At 70.7% G+C, this 25,954-nt stretch carries 30 protein-coding genes and 1 riboswitch; of the genes, 19 read left to right on the forward strand and 11 right to left on the reverse strand.

Annotated elements, in window-relative coordinates; translation table 11 throughout:
• The first annotated feature begins 65 nt into the window (after positions 1 to 65).
• Genes ACOCEP_RS38405 through catC form a run of 4 tightly spaced genes read left to right on the forward strand, consistent with a single transcriptional unit; the run spans position 66 to position 3,255 of the window.
• Complete coding sequence (locus ACOCEP_RS38405; RefSeq protein WP_482334778.1) at positions 66 to 959, forward strand: LysR substrate-binding domain-containing protein; 894 nt, start codon at positions 66 to 68, stop codon at positions 957 to 959.
• Positions 959 to 2,062, forward strand: coding sequence for a mandelate racemase/muconate lactonizing enzyme family protein (locus ACOCEP_RS38410; protein WP_482334780.1), 1,104 nt, complete (start codon positions 959 to 961; stop codon positions 2,060 to 2,062). The genes ACOCEP_RS38405 and ACOCEP_RS38410 overlap by 1 nt, the downstream gene beginning before the upstream one ends.
• Before the next feature lie 29 nt (positions 2,063 to 2,091).
• On the forward strand, positions 2,092 to 2,943 hold the full coding sequence (catA, locus tag ACOCEP_RS38415) for a catechol 1,2-dioxygenase (RefSeq protein ID WP_482334782.1): 852 nt from the start codon (positions 2,092 to 2,094) through the stop codon (positions 2,941 to 2,943).
• Between the two features lie 24 nt (positions 2,944 to 2,967).
• On the forward strand, positions 2,968 to 3,255 hold the full coding sequence (gene catC, locus ACOCEP_RS38420) for a muconolactone Delta-isomerase (RefSeq protein ID WP_482334784.1): 288 nt from the start codon (positions 2,968 to 2,970) through the stop codon (positions 3,253 to 3,255).
• 3 nt (positions 3,256 to 3,258) lie between these two features.
• On the opposite strand, the gene ACOCEP_RS38425 is transcribed toward catC, so the two are convergent.
• Together ACOCEP_RS38425 and ACOCEP_RS38430 are read right to left on the reverse strand one after the other, a co-directional pair.
• Positions 3,259 to 3,564: a hypothetical protein gene (locus tag ACOCEP_RS38425; protein ID WP_482334786.1), complete on the reverse strand. Its 306-nt coding sequence runs from the start codon at positions 3,562 to 3,564 to the stop codon at positions 3,259 to 3,261.
• A 237-nt stretch (positions 3,565 to 3,801) separates the two neighbouring features.
• Positions 3,802 to 5,007: a PP2C family protein-serine/threonine phosphatase gene (locus tag ACOCEP_RS38430; RefSeq protein ID WP_482334788.1), complete on the reverse strand. Its 1,206-nt coding sequence runs from the start codon at positions 5,005 to 5,007 to the stop codon at positions 3,802 to 3,804.
• Between the two features lie 137 nt (positions 5,008 to 5,144).
• Between ACOCEP_RS38430 and ACOCEP_RS38435 the strand changes: the two genes are divergently transcribed.
• From ACOCEP_RS38435 to ACOCEP_RS38460, 6 genes are all read left to right on the forward strand, one after another.
• Positions 5,145 to 5,621, forward strand: coding sequence for a MarR family transcriptional regulator (locus ACOCEP_RS38435; RefSeq protein WP_482334789.1), 477 nt, complete (start codon positions 5,145 to 5,147; stop codon positions 5,619 to 5,621).
• A 94-nt stretch (positions 5,622 to 5,715) separates the two neighbouring features.
• On the forward strand, positions 5,716 to 6,585 hold the full coding sequence (locus ACOCEP_RS38440) for an STAS domain-containing protein (protein ID WP_482334791.1): 870 nt from the start codon (positions 5,716 to 5,718) through the stop codon (positions 6,583 to 6,585).
• On the forward strand, positions 6,582 to 6,968 hold the full coding sequence (locus ACOCEP_RS38445) for an STAS domain-containing protein (RefSeq protein ID WP_482334793.1): 387 nt from the start codon (positions 6,582 to 6,584) through the stop codon (positions 6,966 to 6,968). The genes ACOCEP_RS38440 and ACOCEP_RS38445 overlap by 4 nt, the downstream gene beginning before the upstream one ends.
• On the forward strand, positions 6,958 to 7,395 hold the full coding sequence (locus ACOCEP_RS38450) for an anti-sigma regulatory factor (protein ID WP_482334795.1): 438 nt from the start codon (positions 6,958 to 6,960) through the stop codon (positions 7,393 to 7,395). The genes ACOCEP_RS38445 and ACOCEP_RS38450 overlap by 11 nt, the downstream gene beginning before the upstream one ends.
• On the forward strand, positions 7,392 to 8,402 hold the full coding sequence (locus ACOCEP_RS38455; RefSeq protein WP_482334797.1) for a SpoIIE family protein phosphatase: 1,011 nt from the start codon (positions 7,392 to 7,394) through the stop codon (positions 8,400 to 8,402). The genes ACOCEP_RS38450 and ACOCEP_RS38455 overlap by 4 nt, the downstream gene beginning before the upstream one ends.
• Positions 8,402 to 9,616 (forward strand): PP2C family protein-serine/threonine phosphatase, encoded by a 1,215-nt coding sequence (locus ACOCEP_RS38460; protein WP_482334799.1) that lies wholly within the window; start codon positions 8,402 to 8,404, stop codon positions 9,614 to 9,616. The genes ACOCEP_RS38455 and ACOCEP_RS38460 overlap by 1 nt, the downstream gene beginning before the upstream one ends.
• On the opposite strand, the gene ACOCEP_RS38465 is transcribed toward ACOCEP_RS38460, so the two are convergent.
• The 3 genes from ACOCEP_RS38465 to ACOCEP_RS38475 form a co-directional block, all read right to left on the reverse strand.
• Positions 9,597 to 10,004 (reverse strand): hypothetical protein, encoded by a 408-nt coding sequence (locus tag ACOCEP_RS38465; protein ID WP_482334801.1) that lies wholly within the window; start codon positions 10,002 to 10,004, stop codon positions 9,597 to 9,599. The two genes, ACOCEP_RS38460 and ACOCEP_RS38465, sit on opposite strands and share 20 nt — an antisense overlap.
• Before the next feature lie 127 nt (positions 10,005 to 10,131).
• Positions 10,132 to 10,875 carry a DJ-1/PfpI family protein gene (locus ACOCEP_RS38470; RefSeq protein WP_482334803.1) on the reverse strand — a complete coding sequence of 248 codons (744 nt, stop codon included), beginning with the start codon at positions 10,873 to 10,875 and terminating at the stop codon, positions 10,132 to 10,134.
• Between the two features lie 19 nt (positions 10,876 to 10,894).
• The gene (locus ACOCEP_RS38475; protein WP_482334805.1) at positions 10,895 to 11,875 is read right to left on the reverse strand and encodes a GlxA family transcriptional regulator; all 981 of its coding nucleotides are present in this window, start codon (positions 11,873 to 11,875) and stop codon (positions 10,895 to 10,897) included.
• 225 nt (positions 11,876 to 12,100) lie between these two features.
• On the opposite strand from ACOCEP_RS38475, the gene ACOCEP_RS38480 reads away from it, so the two are divergent.
• The gene (locus ACOCEP_RS38480; protein ID WP_482334807.1) at positions 12,101 to 13,357 is read left to right on the forward strand and encodes an MFS transporter; all 1,257 of its coding nucleotides are present in this window, start codon (positions 12,101 to 12,103) and stop codon (positions 13,355 to 13,357) included.
• 391 nt (positions 13,358 to 13,748) lie between these two features.
• Here ACOCEP_RS38480 and ACOCEP_RS38485 read toward each other — a convergent pair whose 3' ends face one another.
• Complete coding sequence (locus ACOCEP_RS38485) at positions 13,749 to 14,168, reverse strand: MarR family winged helix-turn-helix transcriptional regulator (protein ID WP_482334809.1); 420 nt, start codon at positions 14,166 to 14,168, stop codon at positions 13,749 to 13,751.
• Between the two features lie 57 nt (positions 14,169 to 14,225).
• Here ACOCEP_RS38485 and ACOCEP_RS38490 point away from each other — a divergent pair, with 57 nt between their 5' ends.
• Together ACOCEP_RS38490 and ACOCEP_RS38495 are read left to right on the forward strand one after the other, a co-directional pair.
• On the forward strand, positions 14,226 to 14,723 hold the full coding sequence (locus ACOCEP_RS38490; protein WP_482334811.1) for a DUF6790 family protein: 498 nt from the start codon (positions 14,226 to 14,228) through the stop codon (positions 14,721 to 14,723).
• Positions 14,724 to 14,733: 10 nt separating this feature from the next.
• Positions 14,734 to 15,366 carry a TMEM175 family protein gene (locus ACOCEP_RS38495; RefSeq protein ID WP_482334812.1) on the forward strand — a complete coding sequence of 211 codons (633 nt, stop codon included), beginning with the start codon at positions 14,734 to 14,736 and terminating at the stop codon, positions 15,364 to 15,366.
• Between the two features lie 14 nt (positions 15,367 to 15,380).
• On the opposite strand, the gene ACOCEP_RS38500 is transcribed toward ACOCEP_RS38495, so the two are convergent.
• Entirely contained in the window at positions 15,381 to 16,124 is a 744-nt protein-coding gene (locus tag ACOCEP_RS38500) for a class I SAM-dependent methyltransferase (protein WP_482334814.1), read from the reverse strand.
• Between the two features lie 89 nt (positions 16,125 to 16,213).
• Positions 16,214 to 16,304: riboswitch (cobalamin riboswitch) on the forward strand.
• 90 nt (positions 16,305 to 16,394) lie between these two features.
• On the opposite strand from ACOCEP_RS38500, the gene ACOCEP_RS38505 reads away from it, so the two are divergent.
• From ACOCEP_RS38505 to ACOCEP_RS38520, 4 genes are read left to right on the forward strand one after another with little or no spacing between them, the layout of a single operon-like run.
• A complete protein-coding gene (locus ACOCEP_RS38505; RefSeq protein ID WP_482334816.1) occupies positions 16,395 to 17,903 on the forward strand; it encodes an ABC transporter substrate-binding protein in 1,509 nt (502 codons plus the stop codon).
• A 1-nt stretch (position 17,904) separates the two neighbouring features.
• Positions 17,905 to 18,846 (forward strand): ABC transporter permease, encoded by a 942-nt coding sequence (locus ACOCEP_RS38510; protein ID WP_482334818.1) that lies wholly within the window; start codon positions 17,905 to 17,907, stop codon positions 18,844 to 18,846.
• A complete protein-coding gene (locus ACOCEP_RS38515) occupies positions 18,840 to 19,625 on the forward strand; it encodes an ABC transporter permease (protein ID WP_482334819.1) in 786 nt (261 codons plus the stop codon). Before ACOCEP_RS38510 ends, ACOCEP_RS38515 begins: the two co-directional genes overlap by 7 nt.
• Entirely contained in the window at positions 19,622 to 20,992 is a 1,371-nt protein-coding gene (locus ACOCEP_RS38520; protein WP_482334821.1) for an ABC transporter ATP-binding protein, read from the forward strand. The genes ACOCEP_RS38515 and ACOCEP_RS38520 overlap by 4 nt, the downstream gene beginning before the upstream one ends.
• A gap of 375 nt (positions 20,993 to 21,367) precedes the next feature.
• Here ACOCEP_RS38520 and ACOCEP_RS38525 read toward each other — a convergent pair whose 3' ends face one another.
• Together ACOCEP_RS38525 and ACOCEP_RS38530 are read right to left on the reverse strand one after the other, a co-directional pair.
• Entirely contained in the window at positions 21,368 to 21,781 is a 414-nt protein-coding gene (locus ACOCEP_RS38525) for a hypothetical protein (protein ID WP_482334824.1), read from the reverse strand.
• A gap of 34 nt (positions 21,782 to 21,815) precedes the next feature.
• The gene (locus ACOCEP_RS38530) at positions 21,816 to 22,082 is read right to left on the reverse strand and encodes a hypothetical protein (RefSeq protein WP_482334826.1); all 267 of its coding nucleotides are present in this window, start codon (positions 22,080 to 22,082) and stop codon (positions 21,816 to 21,818) included.
• Here ACOCEP_RS38530 and ACOCEP_RS38535 point away from each other — a divergent pair.
• Positions 22,066 to 22,278 (forward strand): hypothetical protein, encoded by a 213-nt coding sequence (locus tag ACOCEP_RS38535; protein ID WP_482334828.1) that lies wholly within the window; start codon positions 22,066 to 22,068, stop codon positions 22,276 to 22,278. The two genes, ACOCEP_RS38530 and ACOCEP_RS38535, sit on opposite strands and share 17 nt — an antisense overlap.
• Before the next feature lie 20 nt (positions 22,279 to 22,298).
• Complete coding sequence (locus tag ACOCEP_RS38540; protein WP_482334829.1) at positions 22,299 to 23,249, forward strand: ArsR/SmtB family transcription factor; 951 nt, start codon at positions 22,299 to 22,301, stop codon at positions 23,247 to 23,249.
• Between the two features lie 4 nt (positions 23,250 to 23,253).
• Here ACOCEP_RS38540 and ACOCEP_RS38545 read toward each other — a convergent pair whose 3' ends face one another.
• Positions 23,254 to 23,592 carry a hypothetical protein gene (locus ACOCEP_RS38545; protein WP_482334831.1) on the reverse strand — a complete coding sequence of 113 codons (339 nt, stop codon included), beginning with the start codon at positions 23,590 to 23,592 and terminating at the stop codon, positions 23,254 to 23,256.
• Between the two features lie 129 nt (positions 23,593 to 23,721).
• On the reverse strand, positions 23,722 to 25,701 hold the full coding sequence (locus ACOCEP_RS38550; protein ID WP_482334833.1) for an APC family permease: 1,980 nt from the start codon (positions 25,699 to 25,701) through the stop codon (positions 23,722 to 23,724).
• Between the last annotated feature and the right edge of the window lie 253 nt (positions 25,702 to 25,954).

Consider the following 25,954-nt stretch of genomic DNA (forward strand, 5'->3'; position numbering starts at 1 on the left):
GTCTTCGATGATTCCGCTTCGTACCGTGAACGAATCGGCGGCAGAGGCAACGGAGGGAGGCGTTCATGGAACTTCGTCACCTGCGCTACTTCGTCACCGTCGCCGAGACCTGTCACTTCGGCCGGGCGGCCGAACGCCTGCACGTCGCGCAACCCGCGCTCTCGCACACCATCCGCCAACTGGAGGACGAACTCGGCGTCGTCCTGCTGGCCAGGACCACCCGGCAGGTCCGCGTGACGCCGGCGGGTGAGTTCTTCCTCGCCGAAGCCCGGCGCGTGCTCGCGGGGCTCGACGGGGGCGTACGCGGGGTCCGCCGGATCGGCGAGGGCAAGCGGGGCCTGCTCCGGGTCGGCTTCACCGGCACCGCGGCGTTCTCCCATCTGCCGCGGCTGGCCAGGGCGCTCGCCCGGCGTGTACCGGATGTGGAACTGGAGATCCGCGCCGACCTCCTGACCGCCGAGCAGTGCGAGCGCCTGCGCACCGGGACGCTGGGCATCGGGGTGCTCCGCCCGCCGGTCACCGGGGACGACATCGGCTTCCGGGTGATCGAGCGCGAGCCGCTGGTCCTCGCCGTCCCCGCCGACCACCGGCTGGCCGCCGAACCCGTCGTCGCGATGGTGGATCTGCGGACCGAACCGCTCGTGACCTACGACCGGCGCAACTCCGTCGTGTACGACGCCGTCGCCCGCAGCTGCCGGGAGGCGGGGCTCACGCCCCTCCAGCTCCACGAGGCCTCCGGCACGGCGGTCCTGCTGGCCCTGGTCGCCGGTGGTCTCGGGGTCGGCGTGGTGCCCGCCTCGGCCAGGGCGCTGCCTCTGGCCGGTGTCGTGTTCCGTGACCTCGCCGGAGCGGCGACCGTGGAGCTGGCGCTGGCGTGGCACCGCGAAACCCCGTCCCCGCTCGTCACGACCGTCCTCGACGCGCTCGAAGACGTCTTCCCCACCACAGAGGGCACCTGATGAAGATCACGCGAGTCGAGGCCATCCCGTTCGCCATCCCGTACCGGAAACCGCTCAAGTTCGCCTCGGGCGAGGTGCACGTCGCCGAGCATGTCCTCGTCCGGGTGCACGCCGACAACGGTGTCGTCGGCGTGGCCGAGGCGCCCCCGCGGCCGTTCACCTACGGCGAGACCCAGGCGGGGATCATCGCGGTGATCGACTCCCTCTTCGCCCCGCAGGTGGTCGGCCTCAGCCTGCTCGACCGCGAAACGGTGCACGCCAGGCTCGCCCGCACGGTCGGCAACCCGACCGCGAAATCCGCGATCGACATGGCGATCTGGGACGCGCTCGGGCGCAGCCTCGACGTGTCGGTGACCGAGCTGCTCGGCGGCTACACCGACCGCATGCGCGTGTGCCACATGCTCGGCTTCGACGAGCCGCCGGCGATGGTCGCCGAGGCCGAGCGGATGCGCGGCACCCACGGCATCACCACCTTCAAGGTCAAGGTCGGCCGCCGCCCGGCGTCGCTCGACACCGCCGTCGTGCGCGCGCTGCGGGAGCATTTCGGCGACGCCGTCGACCTCTACGTCGACGGGAACCGTGGCTGGACCGCCGCCGAAGCGGCCCGTGCGATGCGCGAGATGGCCGACCTCGGGCTGCTCTTCGCCGAAGAGCTGTGCCCCGCCGACGACGTCCTCGGCAGACGCTGGCTCGTGCGGCAGCTCGACGTGCCGTTCGTCGCCGACGAATCCGCGGTGACCCCGGCCGACGTCACCCGCGAGATCCTCGGCGGCTCCGCCACCGCGATCAGCGTCAAGACCGCCCGCACCGGCTTCACCCGTTCGCAGCGCACCCATCACCTCGCCGAAGGACTGGGCCTGGAAGTCGTGATGGGCAACCAGATCGACGGCCAGCTCGGCTCGCTGTGCACGGTCGCGTTCGGCTCGGCCTACGAGCTGACGTCCCGGCGGCCCGGCGAACTCTCGAACTTCCTCGACATGAGCGACGACCTGCTCACCGAGCCGCTGCGCATCACCGACGGCGAGCTCACCGTCCGCCCCGGCGCCGGCCTCGGTGCCGAAATCGATCCCGGGAAGCTCCGTCGCTACCGCCAGGACCGCTGACGACGCCCACCACGAATCAAGGAGGATTCATGACCGCCACCCACGAGCCGGCCACCGCGGCCGCGTCCGGCGCCAACGCGACCGAACGGTTCAAGAACGACAAGTTCGCCGGCGTCGCCGGAACGTCCGAGGAACGGGTCAGCCTGCTGGCGCGTGAGGTGCTGGAAGCCGTGCACGGCACGATCCGGAAGCACCAGGTCACCTACGACGAGTACAACGCGCTCAAGTCGTGGCTGATCGGCGTCGGTGAGGACGGGGAATGGCCGCTGTTCCTCGACGTCTGGGTGGAGCACGTCGTCGAGGAGGTCGCCACCGGGCACCGCGAGGGCAACAAGGGCACCATCGAGGGGCCGTACTACGTGCCCGGCGCGCCCGCGCAGGGCGCCCGCGGCCGGGTCCCGATGCGGGAGGGCGAGCCCGGTACACCGCTCGTCTGGACCGGCCGGGTCACCTCCACCGACGGCACGGCGCTGAGCGGCGCGAAGGTCGAACTGTGGCACGCCGACGCGGACGGCTTCTACTCCCAGTTCGCGCCGGGCATCCCGGAATGGAACCTGCGCGCGAGCTTCACCGCCGACGCCGAGGGCCGCTTCGAGATCCGCACCGTGCGCCCGGCCCCGTACCAGATCCCGACCGACGGCTCCTGCGGCAAACTCATCGCCGCGGCGGGCTGGCACGCGTGGCGCCCGGCGCATCTGCACGTCAAGGTCTCGGCGCCCGGCCACGAACTGCTCACCGCGCAGCTGTACTTCCCCGGCGACGAGCACAACGACGACGACATCGCGTCGGCGGTCAAACCGGAACTCGTGCTCGACCCACATCCGTCGGCCGATGGCGAGACCGTCGAATACGGCTTCGTCCTCGACCCCGAACGTCCCTGACCATCATCCACTTCGGAGTGATCGATGCTCTACCACGTGCGCATGGACGTCCACCTGCCGCCGGATCTCGATCCGGCGGACCGGACCGACCTCGTCACCCGCGAAAAGGCGTACAGCCAGCAGCTTCAGCGCGAAGGAAAGTGGCCGCACCTGTGGCGGATCGCGGGCGAATACGCGAATTTCTCGATCCTCGACGTCGCGGACCACGACGAGCTGCACACGCTGCTGTCCGGGCTGCCGTTGTTCCCGTACATGGACATCGCGGTCACGCCACTGGCGGCGCATCCGTCGAAGGTCGGGCCCGGCAGCTGAAGGTCAGTCCTTTCTCTTCGCGAAGAGAGGCCCCTTCGAAACGATCATCCCGATGCCGAAACCCAGCACCGAGATCCCGAACATGAAGAGGATGAAGCCGCCGATCTGCGCCTCGGTGTCGGTGTCCGGGCTGCGCGACGAGTTCGAGGAGCGGGAGACCACGCCGCTCGGATCGGCGAGCGCGTCGATCGCCGTGTAGAACAGGGCGATCGACGCGAGGATCAGGAAGATGCCGCCGGCGATGCGCTTACCGGTCCGGCCAGGCGGAGCGGCGTCTTGGCCGTCCTCAGTGGAATTGGACTCAGACATGGACCGCAACCTATCAGCCGCCGAGGCGGTGTCCGGTCACTCTGTTCGTCGGGCCGTTCGACCGTCCACAGTGGCCGGAGGAGGGGCGGGTTCCGCTTCGGTGCCGTGACGCGGGCGGCACGACGACCGTCCAAACCGGGTGTCGCGAAAGCCACTTTCGGGACATCAGACGTCGCGAAAGTGGCTTTCGCGACGTCCGCCGGCCGGAACAGTCCCGGGACCGGCAGCGGCCGGGCCCTAGCGCTGCCCCACCGAGACGGCGGGGCTCGGCCCCGGACCCGAAAGCGGTGTCGGCCCGAACCAGTCGAGGCACACCACCATCGCGTCGTCCTCGGCCTGCTCGCCGTGGCGGCGGGTGGACAGTTCCCGCAGCACGGAGCCCGGGACGTGCGCGGCGGGCAGGTCGGCGGTCGCGACGACCGCCTCGGCGAGTTCGTGGTCCCCGTAGCGTTCACCGTGCGGCCCGGCCGCGTCGTAGACGCCGTCGCTGACGAACACGAACCGGTCGCCGTCGAGGGCCTGGAATCGCTGGGCGGTGTAGAGGGTGTCCTCGAACGTCCCGAGCGGCAGCTGCTCGTCGAAGTGGACCTGCTCGGCCTTGCCGTCCCGTAGCCGCCACAGGCGCGGCGACCCCGCGTCGACGACGTCGGCCGTTCCGGTGGCGAGGTCGAATTCCAGCAGCAACGCCGAGACGTGCTGCGCGCCGCGATAGTGCGCGTAGAGCGCCTGGTCGGCGAGTTCGGCCTGGGCGTCGAGCGCGACACCGGCGCGGCGGGCGTTGCGCAGGGCGTTGACGGCCAGGTTGGTCAGAAGCGCGGCTTCGCTGCCCTCCCCCATGCCGTTGATGAGCGTGACGGCGAGCTTGTGGGCGGAGGCGGACCAGTCGAAGCAGTCGCCGTAGATGGCGTACGCGGGTTCGAGCTGGCCGCCCAGCGCGAATTCGGCGCGGGTGCAGGCCCGGCCGGGCAGGAGCTGCCACTGCATCTCCGCGGCCAGCGTCAGCCGCGAGGAACGTCTGGCCTGGATGTAGAGGTCGGTGTCGCGGTCGGCGACGAACAGCTCGTGCGCCAGCGCCTCGGCGAACCGCTCGAGTTCGGCCCACACCGGCGGTTCCGGCTCCTCGGGCAGGGTCACCGCGAGAATTCCGAACCGGTCGCCTCGCACGCTGACCGGCAGGTACCCGGTCACGCTCGCGCCGTCGTGGTCGAACGTCGCGGCCTGCGCGACGAAGGCCGCCCCGGGCACCGTGCCCTCGACCGGGATCGGGTCCGCCGTGTACGGCAGCGTGCTCACCTGGCACAGCTCGGTGAGGGCGTAATCGGCCATCAGGAGCTCGACCGCCCGTGCCCCGAAGTGCTCGGACAGGGCCGACCGCAGGGCGGCGGGCAGGTCATGAGGAGGGACGTCCCGCAAAAGCCGCTCCACCGCCAGCGATCTGTCCAACGCCCCGCCTCCCGCTCACCCGGATCGCGCACCCGGGCAGGCGCACGTCGAATCTGTTGAGTCTGCGCCGCCCCGGCGTGCCGGTCTACGGCGATTCGCGTGAGCTGTGCTGCAGGGACGAGCATAAGGATGCCAGAGTGGACACCGTGGATCGGTCCCGCGAGCAGCCAACCCCGGACGGGACGGCTGCGGTGTTCGACCTGCCCGGCCTCGTCGAGCTCGTGGTCGAGCGGGTGCAGGACGTCTCCCCGCGGCCGCTGTCCACCGCCCAGCTGCGCGCGGTGATCGCCCTGGACCACCACGACGGGCTGAACCTGCGCACCCTGGCCGAGTTGCTCGGCTCGACCCCGCCGCTGGTGAGCAGGCTCTGCGACCGCCTCGAAGCGGTCGGCTTCCTCGAACGCCTGCCGAGCACCCGCAGCCGCCGCGAGCTCACGCTGCGGTTGAGCGAACGCGGCCGCGCCTACCTCCGGGAGATCCGCGCCCGGCGGCGGGAGAACGTCGAGGCGGTACTGGAGAAGATGTCCCCCGCCGGAAGGGCCGCGCTGGCCGCCGGCCTGCGGGAATACCACGCCGCCGGCACCGGGGACGAGGTCGGCCGCGGGGCGCCGTGAGTCCCTGCTGTTGCGGGAGTACCCTCAACTGTTGTTATATGACAACAGTTAATCGGCGTACAGCAGAGCGCGCCCCAAACCGCAGGAGGAAACGGTGCTGGGGACGGACCATGCCCCCGTTCGGGCGCTGCTGACGCAGGCCCTCGACGACGACCACACCACGCTGGTGGACGACTGGGTCCGCCTGCAGCTCGAACCACCCGCCGCGGGCCACCCCGAGCAGGATCTCCGCCGAGAGGCCGCCGGACTGCTCGAAGCCCTGCGTACCGCACTGGGCACGACACTGCCCGCGGACCGGATCGTGGCGCGGGACGGCGCGGTCCGTGACGCGCTGATCTCCCTTTCGGAGCGCAGGGCGCGCGCGGGCGCCGAGCCGTCGGCCACCGCCCTGGCGATCTTGTCGCTCAAACGCGTGATGCTGGCCGCCGTCGAACGGCACACGGACGACACCGGCCTGCGCTACCGGGCGGCGCTGCTGGTCAGCGAACTGCTCGACAGTGCCGGTGTGCTGACCTTCGCGGCGTACGTCACCGGGCGGGAACAGATCATCCGCCAGCAGCACGACCAGATGCTCGAACTGTCCACACCGGTCGTGCGGTTGTGGCGGCACGTGCTGGCGGTACCCCTGATCGGCACGCTCGACAGCGCTCGCACGCAGGTCGTGATGAACAATCTCCTCGAAGCGATCCAGACCCACGAAGCCCGGGTCGCGATCATCGACATCACCGGCGTGCCGACCGTCGACACCGCGGTCGCCCAGCACCTGCTGCAGACCGTCAGCGCGGTCCGGCTGATGGGCGCGGAATGCGTCGTGAGCGGTATCCGCCCGTCGATCGCGCAGACCATCACCCAGCTGGGCATCGACCTGTCGCATATCGTCACCCGCGGTTCCCTCGCCGACGCGCTGGCCACCGCGATGCGGCTCATCGGCGACGGCGCGCACGCGAGCACGGTGACGGTGTGAGCGCCCAAGCGGGATTGCCGATCCTGCGGCTCGGCGACATCCTGCTCACCGGCCTCCTCAGCGACCTGGACGACAAGACCGCCCTGCGGTTCACCGAAGAGCTCACCGCCCGCATCACCGACGAAGGCATCCGCGGCGTCATCATCGACATCTCCCGGCTGGAGATCATCGACTCCTTCGTCGCCCGGGTCCTGATGCAGCTCGCCGACACCGGGCGCCTGCTCGGCGCCAGGATGATCGTCGCCGGGATGCGTCCCGCGGTCGCGATCACGCTGTCCGAGCTCGGGCTCCAGCTCACCGGTGTCCGGACCGCGCTCAACGCGGAACAGGCGATGGAACTGCTGGGCTGGCGCCGTCCCGCCGAGGCGCCTCATGCTCCCTGACGAGCTCACCGGCCCCGGACACGACGTCCCGCCCCTCGAACACGCCGTCCGCGCCGAAGAGGATCTGCTCACCGCCCGGCACGCCGTGCGGTCCAGCGCGGTCGCCGCGGGGTTCTCCATCGTCGACCAGACCAAGATCGTCACCGCGGCCAGTGAACTGGTCCGCAACGCCTACATCCACGGCGGCGGCGGAACCATGACGATCACCATGCTCCGCGACGACCGCGGCCGGCTCGGGCTGCGGCTGCGGGTCCGGGACGACGGGCCCGGCATCGCCGACGTCGCCCAGGCGATGACCGACGGGTTCAGCACCGGCGCCGGGCTCGGCCACGGCCTCGGCGGCACCCGCCGCCTCGTCGACGAATTCACCATCGACACCGCTCCCGGCCGGGGCACGACCATCACGATCACGCGCTGGAAACCATGACCGGCATCGTGGTTCCCCCGCCCTCGCGCCAGCTGCGCGTCGACCACGCCAGCGCCGTCTACGCCGCCGCACGGACCGCCCGCGAGACCGGACAGGCGGGCGGGCTGCCCCCGGTGCTCACCGAACGCGCCGCCGTCGTGACCTCGGAGCTGGCCGGGAACCTCGACCGGCACGCGATCAACGGTTCGATCGTCGTGCAGCGGCCGGCGATCGGGTCCGGCGTCGACGTCCTGGCCGCCGACGACGGCCCGGGGATGGCCGACGTCGGGCATTGGCTCGTCGACGGCAACACCACCACCGGCACGCTCGGCACCGGTCTCGGCGCGGTCGGCAGGATGGCCACCGTCTTCCGGATCCGCTCGGCGCCCCGGTCCGGCACGCTGACCGCGGCCCGGATCCTCCTGCCGGGGACACCGGCCGGGCCCGCCGCCGCGGCCGGGCATTTCTGCCTTCCTCGCGAAGGGGAGGAACACTGCGGCGACGCCATCGCCCTCGCCGAACTGACCGGGGGCTGGGCCGCGATCGTCGTCGACGGCCTCGGCCACGGGTCCGACGCCGCCGAAGCCGCCGACACGGCGATCCGGGTGTTCCGCCAGAACCCCGATCGCCCGTTCCCCCATCAGCTGGCGACCATGCACCGCGCCCTGCGCACCACCCGCGGCGCCGCCGTGGCGCTCGCCCGGATCGCGTCCGGCGGGCTCGAATTCTGCGGAGTCGGCAACATCAGCGGCACGATGATCGACGGAGCCGGCCGCTCGCGCCTGCTGCTCAGCATCCCCGGTGTCGTCGGCTACGCCCTGCCCGCCGCCCAGGTCCGGCACGCCGCGCTCGCCACCGGCGAACTCGTCGTGCTGCACACCGACGGCGTCGATCCGTCCTGGCGCACGCCGTCGGGCGCCACCCAGCCGGCGAACGCGCTGCTGCTGGCCGCCCTTCTCGCCCACCGTCACCGCAACCCCCGCGACGACGCCGCCATGCTCGCCCTGCACCCGGACCAGCTCGGCTGATGCACCCACACCTCGCCCGGCTCCGCCGCCGCCTCCGTGCCGTCTGCGCCGAAGCCGGCGTCCCCGCCGAAGACCGCGCCCGGCTCGTGATGGCCGCGACCCTCGTCGCCGAACCGGCCTTCGCCGACGGCACGGACGTCACGCTCGAAAGCGCCACCGCCGACGGCCTGCTCGCCGTCACCCTCCGGCTCCCCCGCCCGGTCGAACGGCCACGGCGCAACACCCTCCCGCTGCTGCCCGACGCCGAAGACGCCACGAGCCTCACCTGGCACCTCCCCGCGGGGACCGCCCGGCATCCCGTCCCGGCAGGCGACGACCAGGCCACCGACGAGGAGACCCTCGCGCTCATCGCCCGCGCCGACGCGCTCGCCCAGGAACAGCGGGAGCTCAAACACGAACTCGCCGAAACCAACAGCGGTGTGCTGGCCATGTACATCGAACTCGAACAACGCGACGAGCAACTCCGCCGCGCGCACTCCGTCATCTTCCGCGAACTCGAAGACGCGCTACGGCCCGGCCCGCCGTCCGTGGCGGGGCTCGAACTGGCCGTCCACTACTCGCCGACCGACCAGGACTCGCCCACCGGCGGCGACCTCTACGACTGGTTCGTCCTGCCCGGCGGCCACCTGCACATCACCCTCGTCGACGCCGTCGGGCACGGGGTCACCTCGACCCGCCACGCCCTCACCGTCACCCACGCGATCCGCACCCTCGCGCTGGAGGGCCATCCCTTCCGTGACCTCATCGCCCACACCGCGCGCACCCTCGCCACCATCGAGCCGGACCTCATGGCGACGGTGATCCTCGCCAGGATCGACCCCGCGACCGGCGAACTGGCCCTCGCCAACGGCAGCCATCCCGCCCCGGTACTGACCACTGTGGACGGTCAGGCGCGGCTGCTGCCCGCCCCGGTCGTCGGCCGCGGGATCGGCTTCCCGGCCCCCGGCAGTCCCGAGCTCCGCCACCACACCCTCGCCCCCGGCGACACCCTGCTCCTCTACACCGACGGCCTCGTCGAAAGCCGCAAGGACCATCTCGAAGGACAGGACCGGCTCCTGAACCTCGCACCGGCGCACGCCGCCCTTCCCACCGGCGAGCTCCCCCGGGAACTGGCCACGAGGATGCACGACGTCGTCCTGCACGCCGACGACACCGTCGTCCTCGCCGTCCGGCGGCCACTTCCCGGGGCGGGCCTCAGCAGGCAGGCGGACTGAACGCGCCGTTCTGCGCGACGACGTCACCGATATCCGCGAAGCCGACGTGATTGTTCTGATGACTGAGCAGAAGCACCCAGTTGTTGCCCCGCGGGCTCTTCCATCCCGGGTACTGGCAGATGGCCGCGACATCGTCGGCGGGCAACGGAAGACCGTCGTTCACCCATCCCTGGTTGCAAGTGGTGTACGGGCATTGGAACAGCGACAGCAGGTTGAACTTGGCGTAGACGCCGGCGCCGATTCCCGCCGTCCCCCGATCGGCCCGATCTCCTTCGGCTGCCTGGATTTCCTGGAGTCCCGACTCGGCCTGCCCCTGCGCGGACGCGGAGATCGGCAGGAACAGCGCGAACAAGGCTACGATAATCGCAAAATTGCGGAGAGTTTTCACGACAAGGATGTCCTTTCGCGATTCCTCGGCTCATTTCGATGAAAAGTAATCCCTCGACGTTCCCATTCTTCGCCGGGACGGCCCGAGCTGTCGACGGCCGTTCAGCACAATCGGGTTCGGCCGCGTGCTATTCCTGTGACCCGGCGAGCAGTTCCAGGGCGAGCGCCTTGAGTTCCGGGCTCGCCTTCGAGGCGTCGCCCGAGTCGAACGGCGGCCGCGGGTCGTATTCGACGGCGAGCTGGATACCGCGGGCGATCCGTTCGCCCGCCAGCAAGGACGCGAGATGGAACGCGAGGTCGATCCCGGCGGACACTCCCGCAGCGGTGACGACCTTGCCGACCTGGACGTACCGCTCGGCCACGTAACGCACTCCGAAGGTCTTCTCCAGGTACGCCGCCGAGGCCCAGTACGTGGTGGCCCGGTCGCGGAGCAGCCCCGCCGCGCCGAGGATCAAGGATCCCGTGCACACCGACGTGGTCCAGGTCGTGTGGCGGTGGACGCGGCGGATCCAGTCGAGCAGGACCGGGTTCTCCATGGCGGCGACCGTGCCGCGGTTGCCCGCGCCCGGGACCAGCAGCACGTCGAGGCGGTTCACCTCGGCCACCGAACGTTCCGCCACCACCGCGACGTCCCGGGTGTCGGTGCGCACCGGGCCGCGGCGCTCGGCGATCATCGTCACCGTGGCGCCGGGAAGCCGGGACAGCACCTCGGCCGGTCCGGTCGGATCCAGCAGGCTGAAGCCGTCGTAGAGCAGGATGCCGATCTTCGGCCCGTCACCCTCCGCCTGGGCCGTGCCGGCGCCGAGGCCGAACGCCGCGGCCGCCGCGGCACCCGCCAGCACCGTCCTGCGTGTGGTCTTCGCTTTGTCCATGCCGCGAATCCTGGTGCGGTCAGGTGCCGATCGGGCGTGGCATGTCCGGCATCCTGCGAAGCTTGTCCCCGGACAACCCGTAGTGGTGGCGGAACGCCGTGCGCAGGGTTTCCGCCGAGGCGAACCCGCATTGCCGGGCGACCGCGGCGAGCGGCAACGCGGTGGAACGCACCAGCTGGGCCGCCGCTTCGGTCCGCGCCGTCCGCACGGTCCTGGCCGGGGTACTGCCCAGCTCGGCGGTGAACAGGCGGGCGAGGTGCCGGGTGGTGACCCCAGCCCGAGCCGCCAGCGCCGGCGGGCTCAGGTCCTCGGTGAGATGGGCGGCGATGTACCCCAGCAGATCCAGCACGACCCGGTTGCCCGGTGGCGGAGCGGCCAGGAACGTGCTGATCTGCGCCTGGTCGGCCGGGCGATGCAGATAGGTCACCAGTTCGCGGGCGACTTCGCGGGCCAGTGTCGGGCCGTGGTCGTCCTCGATCAGCGCGAGCGTGAGATCCAGCGCGCTGATCACCCCGGCCGAGGTGATGACGTTCCCGTCACGGATGTAGAGCGGGGCGGGATCCACCGTCACGGCGGGAAAAGTGGCGGCGAGCTGTTCGCTGTATCCCCAGTGCGTGGTGACCCGCCGGTCGTCGAGCAACCCGGCGGCCGCCAGCACGAACGTCCCCGTGCACACCGAAGCGACGCGCCGGCTTCGTTCGGCCAGCCGCCGCACCTGCGTCAGCAGCCGCTCGTCCCTGGCGGCCGCCTCCGTTCCCGCGCCCCCGACCACGAGCATCGTGTCCATCCGCCCCGACACCTCGGCCAGCCGCCGGACACCGGCGAGCAGGATCCCCGACGAACTCCGCGTGGTCCGCCCGTGCACCGTGGCCAGCTCGACGGCGTAGGGCGGCGCGGCGCCGTGCGAGTTCGCGATCTCCAACGCGCCGCTGGGACAGGCGACATCGAGTATCTGCGCGCCGTCGAAGGCGACGATCACCACGCGGCGTACCGATTCCATTCCAGCTCCCACCAGGCGAACCTACTCGCCGGATGCCCGATCCGGCGGCGCGTTCTCCTGGACTGCCTTCTCCGCCGTCGATTCGCCTGTCCTGGGCCTGCTTTCCCTATCCTGGACGACAGGTCACCGTGCAGTGACCACAGTGGACACTCGCCGTGAATGCTCCGTTCGCCGTATCCGATGCGGTGAAGGACGCCTTCGTCCCGGCCAGAACAGGAGAACTTCATGAGCGCCACCCGCACAGGCTCCGTGCACTGGACGGTCGTCGTCCTCTGTTTCCTGGCGATTCTCCTGGACGGCTTCGACACCGCGGCGCTTTCGCTGGCCATCCCCACGATGGCGGCCGAATGGGCGGTCACGCCCGCCTCGTTCACCCTCGCCGTCGTGCTGACCAACATCGGCGTCGTGTTCGGGTATCTGTCGGCGGGGTACCTCGGCGCGCGGGTACCGGGACGGCGGCTGTTGATCGGTTCCGTCGTGCTCTTCGGGGTGGCCACCATCGCCACGGCGGTCACCCTGCCGCTGGAGTCGAGCGCGCTGCTCGCAGCGACCCGCCTGATCACCGGTGTCGGGCTCGGCGTGGTGGTGCCCGCCGCCGTCGGCCTCGCGACGAAACACAGTGCCGAGAACCGCCGGGAGCAGGTCTCGATCGCGGTCGCCCTCGGTCTCGGGGCGGGCGCCGGGCTGGGCGGGCTGCTCGGTGGGCGTCTGCTGAATCTCGTGGGCAGCGACGGCGTCTTCTACGTCGCGGGGATCGTTCCGCTGCTCTTCGCGGCGGTGCTGGCCTGGCTGCTGCCCGCCGAGGGCGCCGCGGTCGCGGCGACCGCCGGAGACAAGAGCGACGCGAAGATCGGCAGGCTCTTCGACCCCGGCCTGCGCCTGCCCACCACCCTGATCTGGGCCTTCTCCTTCCTCGTGTTCATCACCTCCTACGTCCTGATCTCGTGGATCCCCACCTTGCTCACCGGCTACGGCTTCACCCCGACCAAGGCTCCGCTCGGTCTCGCGTTCCTCACCCTCGGCGGCATCGTCGGCGGCCTGGCGTTGCTGCCGCTCGCCGGGCGGCTGGGGATCGCCCGCGCGATGATCCTGATGCCGGCCATCGGCGGGGTGTTCATGATCATCGCGGCGAAGGCGCCCCTCGGCGACACCGCGTTGCTCCTGTGCCTCGCCGGGGCGGGGGTCGGCGTGGTGTCGGCCCAGATCGGCCAGCTGGCCCTCGCGGTGGCGACCTATCCGCCCGGCCCCCGGACCACCGGTGTGGGCTGGGCGGCCGCGCTGGGGCGGCTCGGTTCGATCGTCGGGCCGGGGATCGCCGGTGTCCTCATCGGGCAGGCGCTGGCGACGCGGGACATCGTCGTGGCGGCCACGGTGCCGCTGCTCTTCGCGATCGTGTGCGCGGTCATGCTTTCGCGGGTGAAGCCGAAGGCACGCGTCGTGCCGACCGCGGAAACCCCGATGGTGCTGGAGAAAACGCGGTAGGGCTGAGGCCGTGTCCGGTAAGTCTGTTGTTCGACCGCTAGGCACGGTGACGTGTTCGAGCGCTTGCTGGATGCCGGCTTCGGTGTCGCGAAAGCCACTTTCGGGATACCTGACGTCGCGAAAGCCACTTTCGCGACGTGCCCGATCTTTCCGTCGCCCACAAGGACCCCACCCCCTGTGACGAAGGGGACTTTCCGCGCGTGGGATGCGGGGAAAGTTCCCATCACCTCCTCGATCGACCCCCGAGTGCCGGTCCGCTGACGGGACACCTTCGCCCTACCGGTCGACAACCGGAAACGCCACTCACGACCCCATGCGAGAACCGGCCAAGATGACATCACGCCGGGTCATCCCCGCGAGCCTGTTCGGAACCCTGCCGCCGGAGACGGGCTCAGTCTGCCGCGAGGATTTCGGCCAGCCGCAGGGTGTCCTGGAGATAGCGCTCGTACGGGAACCCTGCCGCGGCGAGCGCTTCGCGTAACTCGTCGTAAAGCGGTTTTCCCGCGGCGTGGAAACCTTTCCGGCCGAGATCGGTGAGCCGCACCAGCCGGCGGCGCGCGTGTTCGGGGTCGACGGTGATCCGCACGAGACCGTCCGCTTCGAGCGGCCGCAAGGCCCGGCTGATCGCCGGGTCGGAGACCGACAGCGCCTGAGCGAGCCGGTGCTGCGTCGCCGGCTCGATGTCCTCGAGCGTGCCCAAGAGCCGTATCTGGCTGTAGGTCAACCCGCCGGGGTCTTCGGCGCGCCGACGGGTCGCTTCGCCCATCAGCATGACCACCCGGTGCAGCAGGTCCGCGAGTCCGTCGTCCACGACCTCATCCTAACATCAATGTTGACGAGTTAATATTAACTAGGTAAGACTGAAGGCATGAACTACTTCGCCCAATCCGCCTTCCCCCTGGTCTGGGTCGTCGTGCCCGCCGCCGGAGCCTTCCTGCGCGCCCGCCACGCGACGTCACCTCACGAGCGGCTCGAAATCTGGCAGCGCTGGTGGGCCATCGGCGCCTTCGGCTGCGGCAGCCTGTGGATGACGGTCGCGTTCCTCGCCTTCCCGGACGTCATGGCCACGGCGATCGGCTTCGACCGCACGCCGTTCATGTTCGAGATCGCCTTCGCCAACCTCGCACTGGCCGTCCTGGGTTTCCGGGCCGCCTCGGCCTCCGCGCGCGAACTGCTCACCATCGGCGTCGCCGGCGGGATGTTCCTTTGGGGAGCCGCGATCGGCCACGTCCACCAGTGGTTCGCCAACGGCGACCACGCCCCCGGCAACACCGGCGGAGTGCTCGTCACCGACGTCCTGCTCCCGGCGGTCATGATCGTCCTGGCCCTGCGATCGCGGCGCCTCACCGCGCGAATCGCCGTCTGAGGCCCTCACCATGACGACCCAGACCGGCCACGCGATCGGAAAGGCCGCCGCCGAGCGGCTCAGCATCTTCGTCGACGCGGTGATCGCGATCGCGCTCACCTTGCTGGCGCTGGATCTCCCGGTTCCCCACGGCGAAACCACCGGCGCCATGCTGAGCTCGATCTCGGCCCATGGCAAGGAATACGTCGCCTTCGCGCTCAGCTTCGTGGTGATCTCCGCGCACTGGCGCGCGCATCACGAGATCTTCCCTCACGTCCGCTCACTGAGCGGCCGCCTGATCAGCCTCACTCTCACCTGGCTGTTCATGCAGGTCATGATGCCGTTCGCGACGCGGGTCATCACCGCCGAGGGTGCCTTTCCGCTCCGGTTCAGCGTGTACGCGATCGTGCAGGTCCTGGCCTCCGCGTCGTTCGCGCTGATCATCGGGGAGATCCGGCGCGGCCAGCTGTACGGGACCGGCGCGCCGCCGCCGGTGTTCGCCCGAAGCCTGACCCGCAGCGTCTGCCTGGCCGCGGTGTTCGGGATCTCCGTGCCCGTCTCGTTCCTGACGAACGACACCGCCGCCTACCTGTGCTGGCTCGCGGCGCCTGTCGCGCTCGCCGTCGCCCGCCGCGTCCAGGAGCACCGGCCGCCCGCCACCTGAGCGGCCGGACCGGGTCAGCGCAAGCCGGCCAGGACGTAGTCGTCACCGAACTGCCAGACCGGGGCCACTTCGGCGAAGCCCGCTTCCCGGAGCAGCCTGGTGTGTTCCCGCGGGCTCAACCGGTTGCCGTAGCCGGTCGAGACGCCGCGCAATTCGTCGGCCGTGAACCGCTCCCGCAGCGCGGGATCGGCGGCGACCGCGGCCCACCAGGCCTTCCATTCCTCGTTGGCGCCGACCCCGGCGCGGGCCGCCCGCCGGTCCTTGACCACCCCGGCGAGTTCGCGGATGGCCGGTTGTTCGTCGTAGAGGTGGTCGCCGTTGACGAGCGCCCCGCCCTCCCGCAGCGCGCCGGCGAGGTCGCGGTAGACCTCGGCGAGACGCTCGGGCCGCAGCCAGTGCAACGCCGTCGTCGAGACCGCGGCGTCGACCGGCCCCCAGCTCAGCCAGCCGCTCTCGGCGAGGTCCGCCTGGAGGTACTCCACGCGGGCCTCCCGCGGCCGCGTGGCCCTGGCGAGGGCGAGCAGGAACGGGTCGTTGTCGACGCCGACGATCCGTGCGCGCGGCAGCCGCACGGCCAGCCTCGTGGCCAGCGATCCCGGGCCGCAGCCGAGGTCCAGCACCAACGGCTCGGCGACGTCACGGCACACGTGCTCGACGACGTCGATCAGCACGGCGAAACGTTCTTCGCGGTCGGCGACGTAGCGTTCCTGCTGGATGTCCCACCGGCGCACCCAGTCCGCCGCGAGCTTCTCGTCCACCGGCCTCCCCCTTCGTGATCTTGATCCTGTGTAGCACACGGCGGTCATGGGCTACCGTGGGCGCCACAACGCAAGAACGTGCCCGTCGGGGGAAGCCGGTGTGAATCCGGCGCTGACCCGCAACCGTGATCGGCTTGGGAAGACTCCCGGTGCCGAGAGCCGGACTGCCCGCCGGGTACCGCCAGCCCCAACTGTCGTGGAGTACGGAGCGGGGTCCCGTTCACGTGCGGCCGCGCGCCCGGGACAGTGCTCGATGTCCCGGAGGTTCCTATGACGCGTCATCCGCTCACCCGCCGTCGGCTCCTCGCCCTGGCCGCTCTCACGCCGTTGGCCGCGTGCGGGACCGCGCCGTCGGATACGGGCCGGTTGAGGGTCGCGTTCGCCGCGGGCGGCTCGAAGGAGACCCTGGACCCGTCGCAGGTGTCCCTTTTCGTGGACCAGGCGCGGGCCAAGGCGCTGTTCGACACGCTGGTCGCCTACAACGCCGACACCTCGTTGCGGCCGCGGCTCGCCGAGTCCTGGGAGAGTGACGAATCGGGTACGCGCTGGCGGATCCGGCTGCGGCGCGCGGCCTTCCACGACGGCCGTCCGGTCACGGCGGACGACGTGCTCCACACCTTCCGGCGGATCGCCGATCCCGCGCTGGCCTCCTCGTCACGGCAGTACTTCGCGAAGGTGGATTTCGGCCGCAGCAAAGCGGTTTCCCCCACCGAGGTCGAGCTGGCCCTGACCGCTCCCGACTTCGAGTTCCCGTCGGGCTGGGGCGCTCCCGGCACGGAGATCGTGCCCGCCGGGACGACCGACTTCACCGCGCCGATCGGTTCCGGTCCGTTCCGGTTCGTCTCGTTCGCCCCCGGCGGCCCGGCCGTGTTCCGCAAGAACGAGTCCCATTGGGACGGTGCGCCGGCCATCGACGAGCTGGAATTCGTCCCGGTCACCGAGGAGGCCGCGCGCGTCAACGCCTTGCTGTCGGGACAGGTCGACTACGCCCACGATCTCGCGGCCGGAACCGCCGCGCGTCTGGCCGGTGACGCACGCGTCTCGCTGCTGGAAGCCAAGGGAACGACGATGCAGGGCATGATCCTGCGCGTGACGCGGCCGCCGTTCGACGACCCGAGGCTGGTGCGCGCCGTACTGTCCGGAGTGGACAGAGAGGCACTGAACCGGGTCGCGCTGGCCGGCCGCGGCGAGATCGGCAACGACCTGTTCGGCAAAGGACTCCGCGGCTACGCCACCGGCATCCCCCAGCGCGTACGCGATGTGGAGCTGGCCCGCTCGCTCGTCCGGGAGGCGGGCGCGGAAGGGCTGGCGCTCGCCGTCGAAACCAGCGACGTCGATCCGGGCTTCGCCACCGCGGCCACGCTGATCTCCCAGCAGCTGGGGGAAATCGGGCTGAAGGTCACGCCGAACACGCGTGCGTCGAGCACCTACTTCAGCGAGATCAAGACCAAGGGGGTCGCCGCGCTCACCCGCACGGCGACCCTGCCGGTGCCGACGTTCCTCAACCAGCGCTTCCGCACCGGCGGTTCGAACAACGTCAACGGCTTCTCCTCGCCGGAGTTCGACGCCCTGATGGACCGGGCCGCGGCCACCGCGGACGAGGGCGCCCGGCTGGCGCTGTTCGGTGACGCCCAGCGGATCGCGCACGCGTCCGGTGGGCTGCTCGCGTGGGGGTTCAGCACCTGGACGATCGGCGTGTCCAAGCGGGTGTCCGGGCTGGTGACCGCGCCGCCGAACACCTTCGACTGGGCGAGGTTCGACCGGGCCCGGCTGTCCTGACGTGCCGGGTTACCCCGTCCGGCGGCTGTGTTTCGCCGTACTGCAGGCGATGTTCGTGCTGGTCGCGACGTTCGCCGTGACCGCGTTGCTCCCCGGCGACGCGGCGTCGGTCGTGCTCGGGGAGCAGGCCACCGACGAGCAGGTGGCGACCGTGCGCCATCGGCTCGGCCTCGACCAGCCGGTCCTCGACCGGTTCGGGCACTGGTTTTCGGGGCTGGTCACCGGGGATCTCGGCCGGTCGCTCGTGACCGGTGCCCCGGTGACCGACGAGATCGCCCGCCGCTTCGCCGCCACCGTCGTGCTCGCCGGGGTGACCCTGGTCGTGCTCGTCCCGCTCGCGCTGGGCGTCGGGGTGACCTGCGGGCTGCGCGAAGGGTCACGGACCGACCGGGCGCTCACCGCGGTCACGCTGTTCCTGCACGCGATCCCCGAATTCGTCCTCGGCCTGCTGCTGGTCGCCGGATTCGCCGTCTACACCGGGCTGCTCCCCGCGACCGCGGCCGGAACGGAGCTGACCGCGCGGCCGGAAGTGCTCGTGCTGCCGGTGATCGTGCTCGTCGCCCGGCAGCTGTGCGACGTCGCCAGGCAGCTCCGGATCGGGATCGCCGAGCAGACCCGCGGCCAGGTGGCCGGGCACCTGCGCCTGCTCGGCCTGCCCGAACGCACCGTGGTGCTGCGGCATCTCCTGCCCGCCGCCGCGGCCCCCGCGGTGCAGCAGCTGGCCAGGGCCGTCGAAGGGCTGCTGACCGGCACGGTGATCGTCGAATCCCTGTTCGCCATCACCGGGCTCGGCACGGGTTTCGTCGAAGCCGTGCAGAACCGGGACATCCCGCAGGTGCAGGGCTACGTGCTGCTGTTCGCCGGGGTGGTCGTGCTCGGGAACCTCGTCGCGGACCTCGTGGCGCATCGGCTCACGCCGCAGCGGGAGCGTGCCACGTGGTGAAACGGATGCTGGGCTGGTCCCTCCTCGCGGTCCCGCTGGTGCTCGCGGTGGCCGGGCCGGTGCTCGCGGGTCCCGTGGAATCCGTCGGGGCGCCGTGGCAGGCACCGGACGGCGCCCATCCGCTCGGCACCGACGTCCTCGGCCGCGACGCGCTCACGGTGATCCTCGCGGGCGGGTTCCCCGTGCTCGGCATGACGGCCGCCGCGCTCGGGCTCGCCTACCTGATCGGGTTCCCGCTCGGCCTGGTCGCGGCCGGACGCGGACGGCTGGCCGACGAAACCGTGATGCGGTCCCTCGATCTCGTGCTGGCCTTCCCTTCGCTGCTGGTGCTCATGGTGCTCGCCGCGACCGGTCACCGCGGGCCCGGCGTGCTCGTTCCCGTCGTCGCCGTCCTCCAGCTGCCCGCGATCACCCGCGTGGTGCGGGCCGCGGCCTTGGCGCCCGGCTGCCGCACCGCCGTGGAAGCCCTGACCCTGCAAGGACGACCGTGGTGGCGGATCCAGCTCGGGTACGTCGCCCGGCACCTCGCCGGACCCGTCGCGACCGACGCCGGCACCCGCCTCGGCGTGGTGCTCTACCTGCTGGCGTCGGCGAACTTCCTCGGTCTCGGCCTGCCTGCCGACTCGCCGGACTGGGCCGTGGTCATCGAACGCAACAGCGAAGCGCTCTACACCGCGCCCGCGGTGGTCCTCATTCCGGCCGCGCTGCTGATGGCGTTGTGCGTCGGCACGAATCTCGTCACCGACCGGCTGCTCGCCGCGCGTCGGGTGGTCTCGTGACCGTGCTGGAGATCAGCGGATTGTCCGCCCGTGCCGGGGAGACCGTGCTGCTCGACGACGTCTCGTTGTCCCTCGAACCGGGCCGGGTCCTCGTCGTGCTCGGCGCTTCCGGCACGGGGAAGACCACCCTGGGGCTGGCCGCGACGGGGCAGGCCCGCCCGGGGATCACGCTGTCCGGGTCGGTGACGCTGGCGGGGTCGCCCCTGCTGAACCGCACCGCTTCCGAACTGCGCCGGGCCAGGGCCGGCGTCGTCGGACACCTGCCGCAGCAGCCGTCGGCGGTACTGGACCCGGTCCGCCGCTGCGGGCCGGTGCTGGCCGAACTCGCCGCCCTGCGCCACCACGGCCGTGCCGCGCGGTTGACGGCGGCCCGCGCCGCGCTGGCGGAATCGGGGCTCGAACAGTCTCTGTGGCGACGGTTCCCGCACCAGCTGTCCGGCGGGCAGCAGCAGCGGATGGCGCTGGCCACCACTCTCGTGAACCGGCCCCGGGTGCTGGTCCTCGACGAACCGACCAGTGGTCTCGACGCGGCGAACAGGGCCGTGCTCGCCGCCCGGCTCACGGAGCTTTCCCGGGCCGGGACGGCGTTGCTGATCCTGACCCACGACCTCACGCTGGCCCGCGCACTGGACTGCGACGTCGCCGAACTCCGCGACCACCGCTTGATCCCTTCCGCGACGGTCCCCGAACCCGTGCGCTTCGACGGGCCGCCGCCCCCGTCGCCGTCTTCGCCGGTGCTCGTCGTTCGCGGGCTCACCGTGCGCGCCGGGCGGACGACGGTCATCGAGGACTTCGACCTGGAGCTGGCCGCGGGCAGCCGGACCACCCTCACCGGCGTCTCGGGCGCGGGCAAGACGACCCTCGCCCGCGCGCTCGCCGGGTTGACCCCACCGAGCGCGGGCACCATCGAAATCGACGGCGTCCCACTCCCCCGCCTCGCCCGACGTCGCACTCGCGCGCAGCTGCGTGCGGTCCAATACGTCCACCAGGACAGCCGCGCGTCCTTCGACGAATTCCGCGACGTGCTCGACCAGGTGGCCGACACCGCCCGCCTCCTTCGGGGGCTCAGCCGCGCGGACGCCCGGCTCGAAGCGACGGAAACCCTGCGCTCTCTCGGAATCGACGCGGCCGACCGGCGGCCCGGGCTGCTCTCCGGTGGCCAGCTCCAGCGCTGCGCCGTGGCCCGCGCGCTCCTCGCCCACCCCACGGTGCTGATCTGCGACGAAGTGACCTCCGCTCTCGACTCGGCCAACCGCGCCCGGCTGCTGGACGTCCTCGCCGCCGCGTCGAAGCTGCACGGGACCGCGCTGCTGATGATCAGCCATGAGGATGTCTCGGCCCCGTTCGCCATCACGATGCCTGAGTGACCTACTAATCTCCTTGCACCTGTGGCTTTCCGGGCGGCTGACCGAGGAGTGCGGCCCCGGCGCGCGTGTCGCGAAAGCCACTTTCGCGACACCAGACGTCCCGAAAGTGGCTTTCGCGACACCACCCGAGCAGCGCACCACGACCGGACCCCACCCAGCCAGCCGACGTTGCGAAAGCCACTTTCCCAACCCTCAACGTTGTGAAAGTGGCTTTCGCGACACCACCCGAGCAGCGCACCACGACCGGACCCCACCCAGCCAGCCGACGTTGCGAAAGCCACTTTCCCAACCCCCGACGTTGCGAAAGTGGCTTTCGCAACACGCCACCTCGAACTCAAGCCACGAGAAGTGTCCTCTGTGGACACCAAGGCGGACTCAGCAATATCCCCGCACCTTCTCCCGACGTGACCGAAAAGCCCAGCCAAAGAGGCCCGGGAACGACCACTCGCCACCAGGCCATTCGACCCCCGCCGTCCGCCAGCCGAGCAAGGTCTTCCGGAAGACCAGCTCGACCTCCCCCTCGACGAGTGCTCGCATGAGCGCCGCGAACTCTTCGTCGTCTTCCGGCGAAGCCACTTCGAAGGCGTCCAGATCGTCGAGGAACAGCTCCCCGGCGCTTCCGGTCAAGCGCAGCAGCAGGCGCGGCGCGCCGGGGACGGCCGGCTCGACCCGGACGACCGTCCCGGCGCCATCGTGGTCGACGGTGAGCGAGACCGCCCCGCTCTCGATCAGCCGCCGGTACGCGGTTTCGAGTGAATCCACGAACGGGTCGGCTGCTGGCTGCTGCATCGTCGTCCTTCGGTCGGCTGCTGGCGGAACGAGCCTACGCCGCGGGGTTTCGCTGCCAGCCGCTCCGATAGCAGGTGTCCCAGCCCGCGTCGTCCACGCAGGTTACGACGCGGACCTTGCTCAGCTTGGTGCCCGAGTTGTACTTCAGGTTGCTCCAGGTGGCAGTGGTGCCACATCCGCTCTGGTTCCAGCGGTACGGCGTCGGGTCGATGGTCCCCATGCCCAGGTCGGCCTCGAAGAACACGTAGACCGGGTTGCCATCGCATTTCGTGTCGCGCACGGCCATGTTGATGCTCTTCATCCCGCTGAACGTCCAGGTCCAGTTGGCCGATCCGTACACCTCGCTCCCGGACGCGGTGGCCGCGCCCGTCGCCGCCGACGCGGTGCCCGTGAACGCCAGGGTCGCCGCCTACGCCACCGCGGCCGCCGTCGCCACCCGCCGCAGGTTCCTGCTCAGAAAGCCCTTCATGGTCCCCTCCGTTGTGATAAATGAATGACGACTCCAGGGGGAGGCGTCATGCTTCGTATTCACTTCACCGACCGCGACCTGGCCCGTGTCCGCGTCGCGGCCGCACCGGATCCGCTGTGGGAAACGGTTCTGGCCATGCAGAAACTCACGCTCGACGGCATTCCCGCCTTCGCGCGCTGGCGGCGCCGGGTGCGGGAAGGACTGCGGGAACGCGACACCCGGACGGCGGTGCGTTTCCTGCAGACGATCGCGCCGCCGGCGCGGTACTTCCCGGACTTCCTCACCCCCGCCGAGTCCGAGGACGGGCTGAAGGCGGGGCTGGCGGCGCTCCGCGGGACGCCGGCGGATCGCCTCGGACGCGAAGTCGGGCTGATGGCACAGCATCGCCGGCTGCCCAGCTGGACACACGGGCTGGCGGCGGGTGCGGCGCTCGATCAGGTCGCCGAGGCGGTGCGGATCGCCCACGACACCCTGGTCGCTCCACAGTGGACTACGGTGCGTACCCAGGTCGACACCGACCGGGCCGTGCGGTCACGTCTCGCCGGCGAAAGCGGCGCCCTCGGCCTGCTCGAGTCGCTCCGCCCGGCCTTCCGCTGGGAGGCGCCGGTCCTGACCGTGCGCTACCCCATCGACCGCGATCTCCACCTTCGCGGACGCGGCATCCGGCTCGTCCCGTCCTACTTCTGCTGGGACACCCCGGTCGCCCTCGCCGACGACGATCTGCCACCGGTCCTCGTCTTCCCGGTGTCCCACGAACACGAACCCGCGCCGCTGCCGAAACACCTCGCCGCCCTGCTCGGCCGCACCCGCGCCGCCGTCCTGCACGCGGTCGCGGGCTGCCCCACCAGCGGCGAACTCGCCGACCGGCTGGGCATTTCGGCGGCCGCGGTCTCCCGGCACACCACGGTGCTCCGCGACGCCGGGCTCCTCACCAGCCGTCGCCACGGTGCCGTGGTGCTGCACAACCTCACGCCGGTGGGCGCCGCGCTGCTGGGCTGAGCCCTCAGCGCACGATCCGCCACAACGAGCAGCTGTCCGCACCCGCGTCGTCCTCGCAGACGCGGAACGACGTCACGCCAGGGATCGTGGCGTGGCCACAGCCGATCTTCGAACCGTTGCTGTCGCGGAGAGTCAGCATTCCGTTCTTCTGCCGGTATTCGCCGTAGACGCCGTTACCGTCCTGCTCCTCGTCGCAGACCTCGGCGAAATCGTCTCCGGAGTCGTACTGCGCGTAGTCGTACCCTTGCTTGACGACGTGGTTGGTCCCTGCCTCAGCGGTCGAGGTCCCCAGCACCAGCGCCGAGATCATCGCGCCGCCGACGAGCATCACTTTCCGGATCATCGTTCCCCTCCCCTGTGTGCCCTCCCCTGGGCACGGGACCAGCCTGCCGTCTCTCCCCACTGGGTGACGACACTTTTGCGCCAGAGCGGAAAACCACAGGCGGGGCACGGCGAGCGCACCGGAATCCGGTCAGCCGACGTGGATTCCCGGCCGGAGCGCCGGATCGCGTTCGCTGGTGCGGATGATCTCGCGGACGACCGGCGCGGTGTCGCCGCGGCCGAGGATCAGGTAGCGGAACAGATGCCCGAGCGGATTGCCCTCGCTCCACTCGAAATGGCATTGGGGCCGCACACCGGTGGCGTCGCGCAGCGCGAGCAGGACGGCCGCGATGGCGTTCGGCGCGGCCGGGCTTTCCACGCGCAGCACGCGGAATCCCTCGATCTCGACACCGCGGACCTTCAGCACGTCACTGAAGCCGGACGGGTCGATGACGTCGATTTCGAGGAACAGGACGTCGGCGGCCCCCGGTACCGGGTTCAGGCCGCGCTGTTCGGCTTCCTTCGCCCGGTACTCGTCGGCGTCCCCGGCCTGGCGCCGGTTCGCGATGATGGTGAGCGCGCCGTCGTGCGCGATCGACTCGGTGACGAACCGGCGCGCGGGCTCGTCGAACTCGATGTGGTCCACCCGCAGTTCCGTGGTGCGGGTGACCCGCGAGACCAGCGACACCACGATGATCCCGAGAATGAAGAACGCGGAGATGGTGAGGCCGTCGGGTTTCTCGATGACGTTCTCCACCAAGGCGTAGATCAGGATCAGGGTCAGCACGGCGAACGCGATCGCCGCCTTCCGCTGCCGCTTCTTCGCCGCGGAGATGGCCACGGCGACCGACGCCGACACCATCATCGCGAGGATCCCGGTGGCGTACGCCCCGGCCTGAGCGTTGACGTCGGCGTTGAAGATGATCGTGACCAGGACGCAGATCGCGGTGTAGACCAGCACCACCGGGCGGACGGCGCGGGCCCAGTCCGGCGCCATCCCGTAGGCGGGCAGGTAGCGCGGCACGATGTTGATCAGCCCGGCCATCGCCGACGCCCCGGCGAACCACAGGATCAGGATGCTGCTGATGTCGTACGCCGTGCCGACCCAATCGCCCAGCAACTCGTGCGCGAGGTACGCCAGCGCCCGGCCGTTGGCCTCACCACCCGGTTCGAACGCGTCGGGCGGGATCAGGACCGTGGTGACGAAGCTGGTCGCGATCAGGTACACCGACATGATCAGCGCGGCGGCGGTGAGCAGTTTGCGGGTGTTGCGGATCCGGTCCGCCAGCTTCCGTTCGGCGTTGTCGCCCTTGGCCGCCACCAGCGGCATCATGCTCACACCGGTCTCGAAACCCGACAAACCGAGCACCAGCAAGGGAAACGCCAGGATCGCCGGGCCGATGACACCGCCGAACCCGCCTCCGCCGGAGGTGAGCGCGTCCAGCCAGCGGTCGAACGCGGCGGGATCCGTGATCACCTCGCCGACCCCGGCGACCACGACGACGGCGTTGAGGAGCAGGAAGATCGCGACCAGTGGGATCGCGACCCCGACCGCCTCACTGAACCCGAGCAGGAACACCCCGCCGAGGATCAGCAGCAGGATCACCGTGATCAGCACCTCGTGCCCGTGCAGGAACGACGGGGCGATCGGGTTCTCCAGCGCGTGCACGGTGGCGTCCGCCGACGACAGCGTGATCGTGATGATCCACGACGTGGCGACGAAACCCAGCAGTACCAGGACGAAGAGCTTGCCGCGCCAGAACGGCAGCAGATTCTCCAGCATCGCGACCGAACCCTGACCGTGCGGGCTCTCCTTCGCCACCCGCCGGTACATCGGCAGCATGCCCAGCAGCGTCAGCGCCACGATCAGCAACGTCGCCAGCGGCGACAACGCGCCCGCCGCCAGCGCGGCGATCCCGGGCAGATACGACAACGTGGAGAAGTAGTCCACGCCGGTGAGACACATGACCTTCCACCACGACTGCGGGGTGGTGTGCTCCTCGTGGCTTTCCGGCCCCACCGGCTGGACCCGGTGCTCCATCAGCCACCGGCCGAACCTCCCCGTCGGCGCCGCCTGCCGGACCGGGCTTTCCACCCGCTCCGGAACAGCCTGCTCCGGTACCTCGGTCATTCCGTGCCCTCCCCGAATCGCGCCCCCGGCTCGCCGGGATGGCCGCACACCGACGCGGACACTAACGATCCAGCGCCAAGAATCACGGCGCCGGCCGTAAAGAAAACATAAGTGTCTCGACGGAGCGCGTCCGCTCCGGGCCTCGCGCGGAACCAGCATCGGTCGAGCGGATCGCTTCGTGGTGCCAGGTTTCGCTGCCGCAGAAGGGGCGGAAACCCGTCGCGAAACGCTCCACCGGTCATCGGCGATTGAC

It is taken from the genome of Amycolatopsis sp. CA-211722, assembly GCF_056828465.1.

Excerpts from the sequence above, each read along its gene's own strand:
- ACOCEP_RS38410 (WP_482334780.1), top strand. The coding sequence starts at position 959 with ATGAAGATCACGCGAGTCGAGGCCATCCCGTTCGCCATCCCGTACCGG.
- ACOCEP_RS38480 (WP_482334807.1), top strand. The coding sequence starts at position 12,101 with ATGAGCGCCACCCGCACAGGCTCCGTGCACTGGACGGTCGTCGTCCTC.
- catC (WP_482334784.1), top strand. The coding sequence starts at position 2,968 with ATGCTCTACCACGTGCGCATGGACGTCCACCTGCCGCCGGATCTCGAT.
- ACOCEP_RS38470 (WP_482334803.1), bottom strand. The coding sequence starts at position 10,875 with ATGGACAAAGCGAAGACCACACGCAGGACGGTGCTGGCGGGTGCCGCG.
- ACOCEP_RS38525 (WP_482334824.1), bottom strand. The coding sequence starts at position 21,781 with ATGCAGCAGCCAGCAGCCGACCCGTTCGTGGATTCACTCGAAACCGCG.
- ACOCEP_RS38425 (WP_482334786.1), bottom strand. The coding sequence starts at position 3,564 with ATGTCTGAGTCCAATTCCACTGAGGACGGCCAAGACGCCGCTCCGCCT.
- ACOCEP_RS38505 (WP_482334816.1), top strand. The coding sequence starts at position 16,395 with ATGACGCGTCATCCGCTCACCCGCCGTCGGCTCCTCGCCCTGGCCGCT.
- ACOCEP_RS38460 (WP_482334799.1), top strand. The coding sequence starts at position 8,402 with ATGCACCCACACCTCGCCCGGCTCCGCCGCCGCCTCCGTGCCGTCTGC.
- ACOCEP_RS38405 (WP_482334778.1), top strand. The coding sequence starts at position 66 with ATGGAACTTCGTCACCTGCGCTACTTCGTCACCGTCGCCGAGACCTGT.
- ACOCEP_RS38535 (WP_482334828.1), top strand. The coding sequence starts at position 22,066 with ATGTTGATGCTCTTCATCCCGCTGAACGTCCAGGTCCAGTTGGCCGAT.
- ACOCEP_RS38450 (WP_482334795.1), top strand. The coding sequence starts at position 6,958 with ATGCTCCCTGACGAGCTCACCGGCCCCGGACACGACGTCCCGCCCCTC.
- ACOCEP_RS38495 (WP_482334812.1), top strand. The coding sequence starts at position 14,734 with ATGACGACCCAGACCGGCCACGCGATCGGAAAGGCCGCCGCCGAGCGG.
- catA (WP_482334782.1), top strand. The coding sequence starts at position 2,092 with ATGACCGCCACCCACGAGCCGGCCACCGCGGCCGCGTCCGGCGCCAAC.
- ACOCEP_RS38545 (WP_482334831.1), bottom strand. The coding sequence starts at position 23,592 with ATGATCCGGAAAGTGATGCTCGTCGGCGGCGCGATGATCTCGGCGCTG.
- ACOCEP_RS38490 (WP_482334811.1), top strand. The coding sequence starts at position 14,226 with ATGAACTACTTCGCCCAATCCGCCTTCCCCCTGGTCTGGGTCGTCGTG.
- ACOCEP_RS38530 (WP_482334826.1), bottom strand. The coding sequence starts at position 22,082 with ATGAAGAGCATCAACATGGCCGTGCGCGACACGAAATGCGATGGCAAC.
- ACOCEP_RS38475 (WP_482334805.1), bottom strand. The coding sequence starts at position 11,875 with ATGGAATCGGTACGCCGCGTGGTGATCGTCGCCTTCGACGGCGCGCAG.
- ACOCEP_RS38455 (WP_482334797.1), top strand. The coding sequence starts at position 7,392 with ATGACCGGCATCGTGGTTCCCCCGCCCTCGCGCCAGCTGCGCGTCGAC.
- ACOCEP_RS38550 (WP_482334833.1), bottom strand. The coding sequence starts at position 25,701 with ATGACCGAGGTACCGGAGCAGGCTGTTCCGGAGCGGGTGGAAAGCCCG.
- ACOCEP_RS38540 (WP_482334829.1), top strand. The coding sequence starts at position 22,299 with ATGCTTCGTATTCACTTCACCGACCGCGACCTGGCCCGTGTCCGCGTC.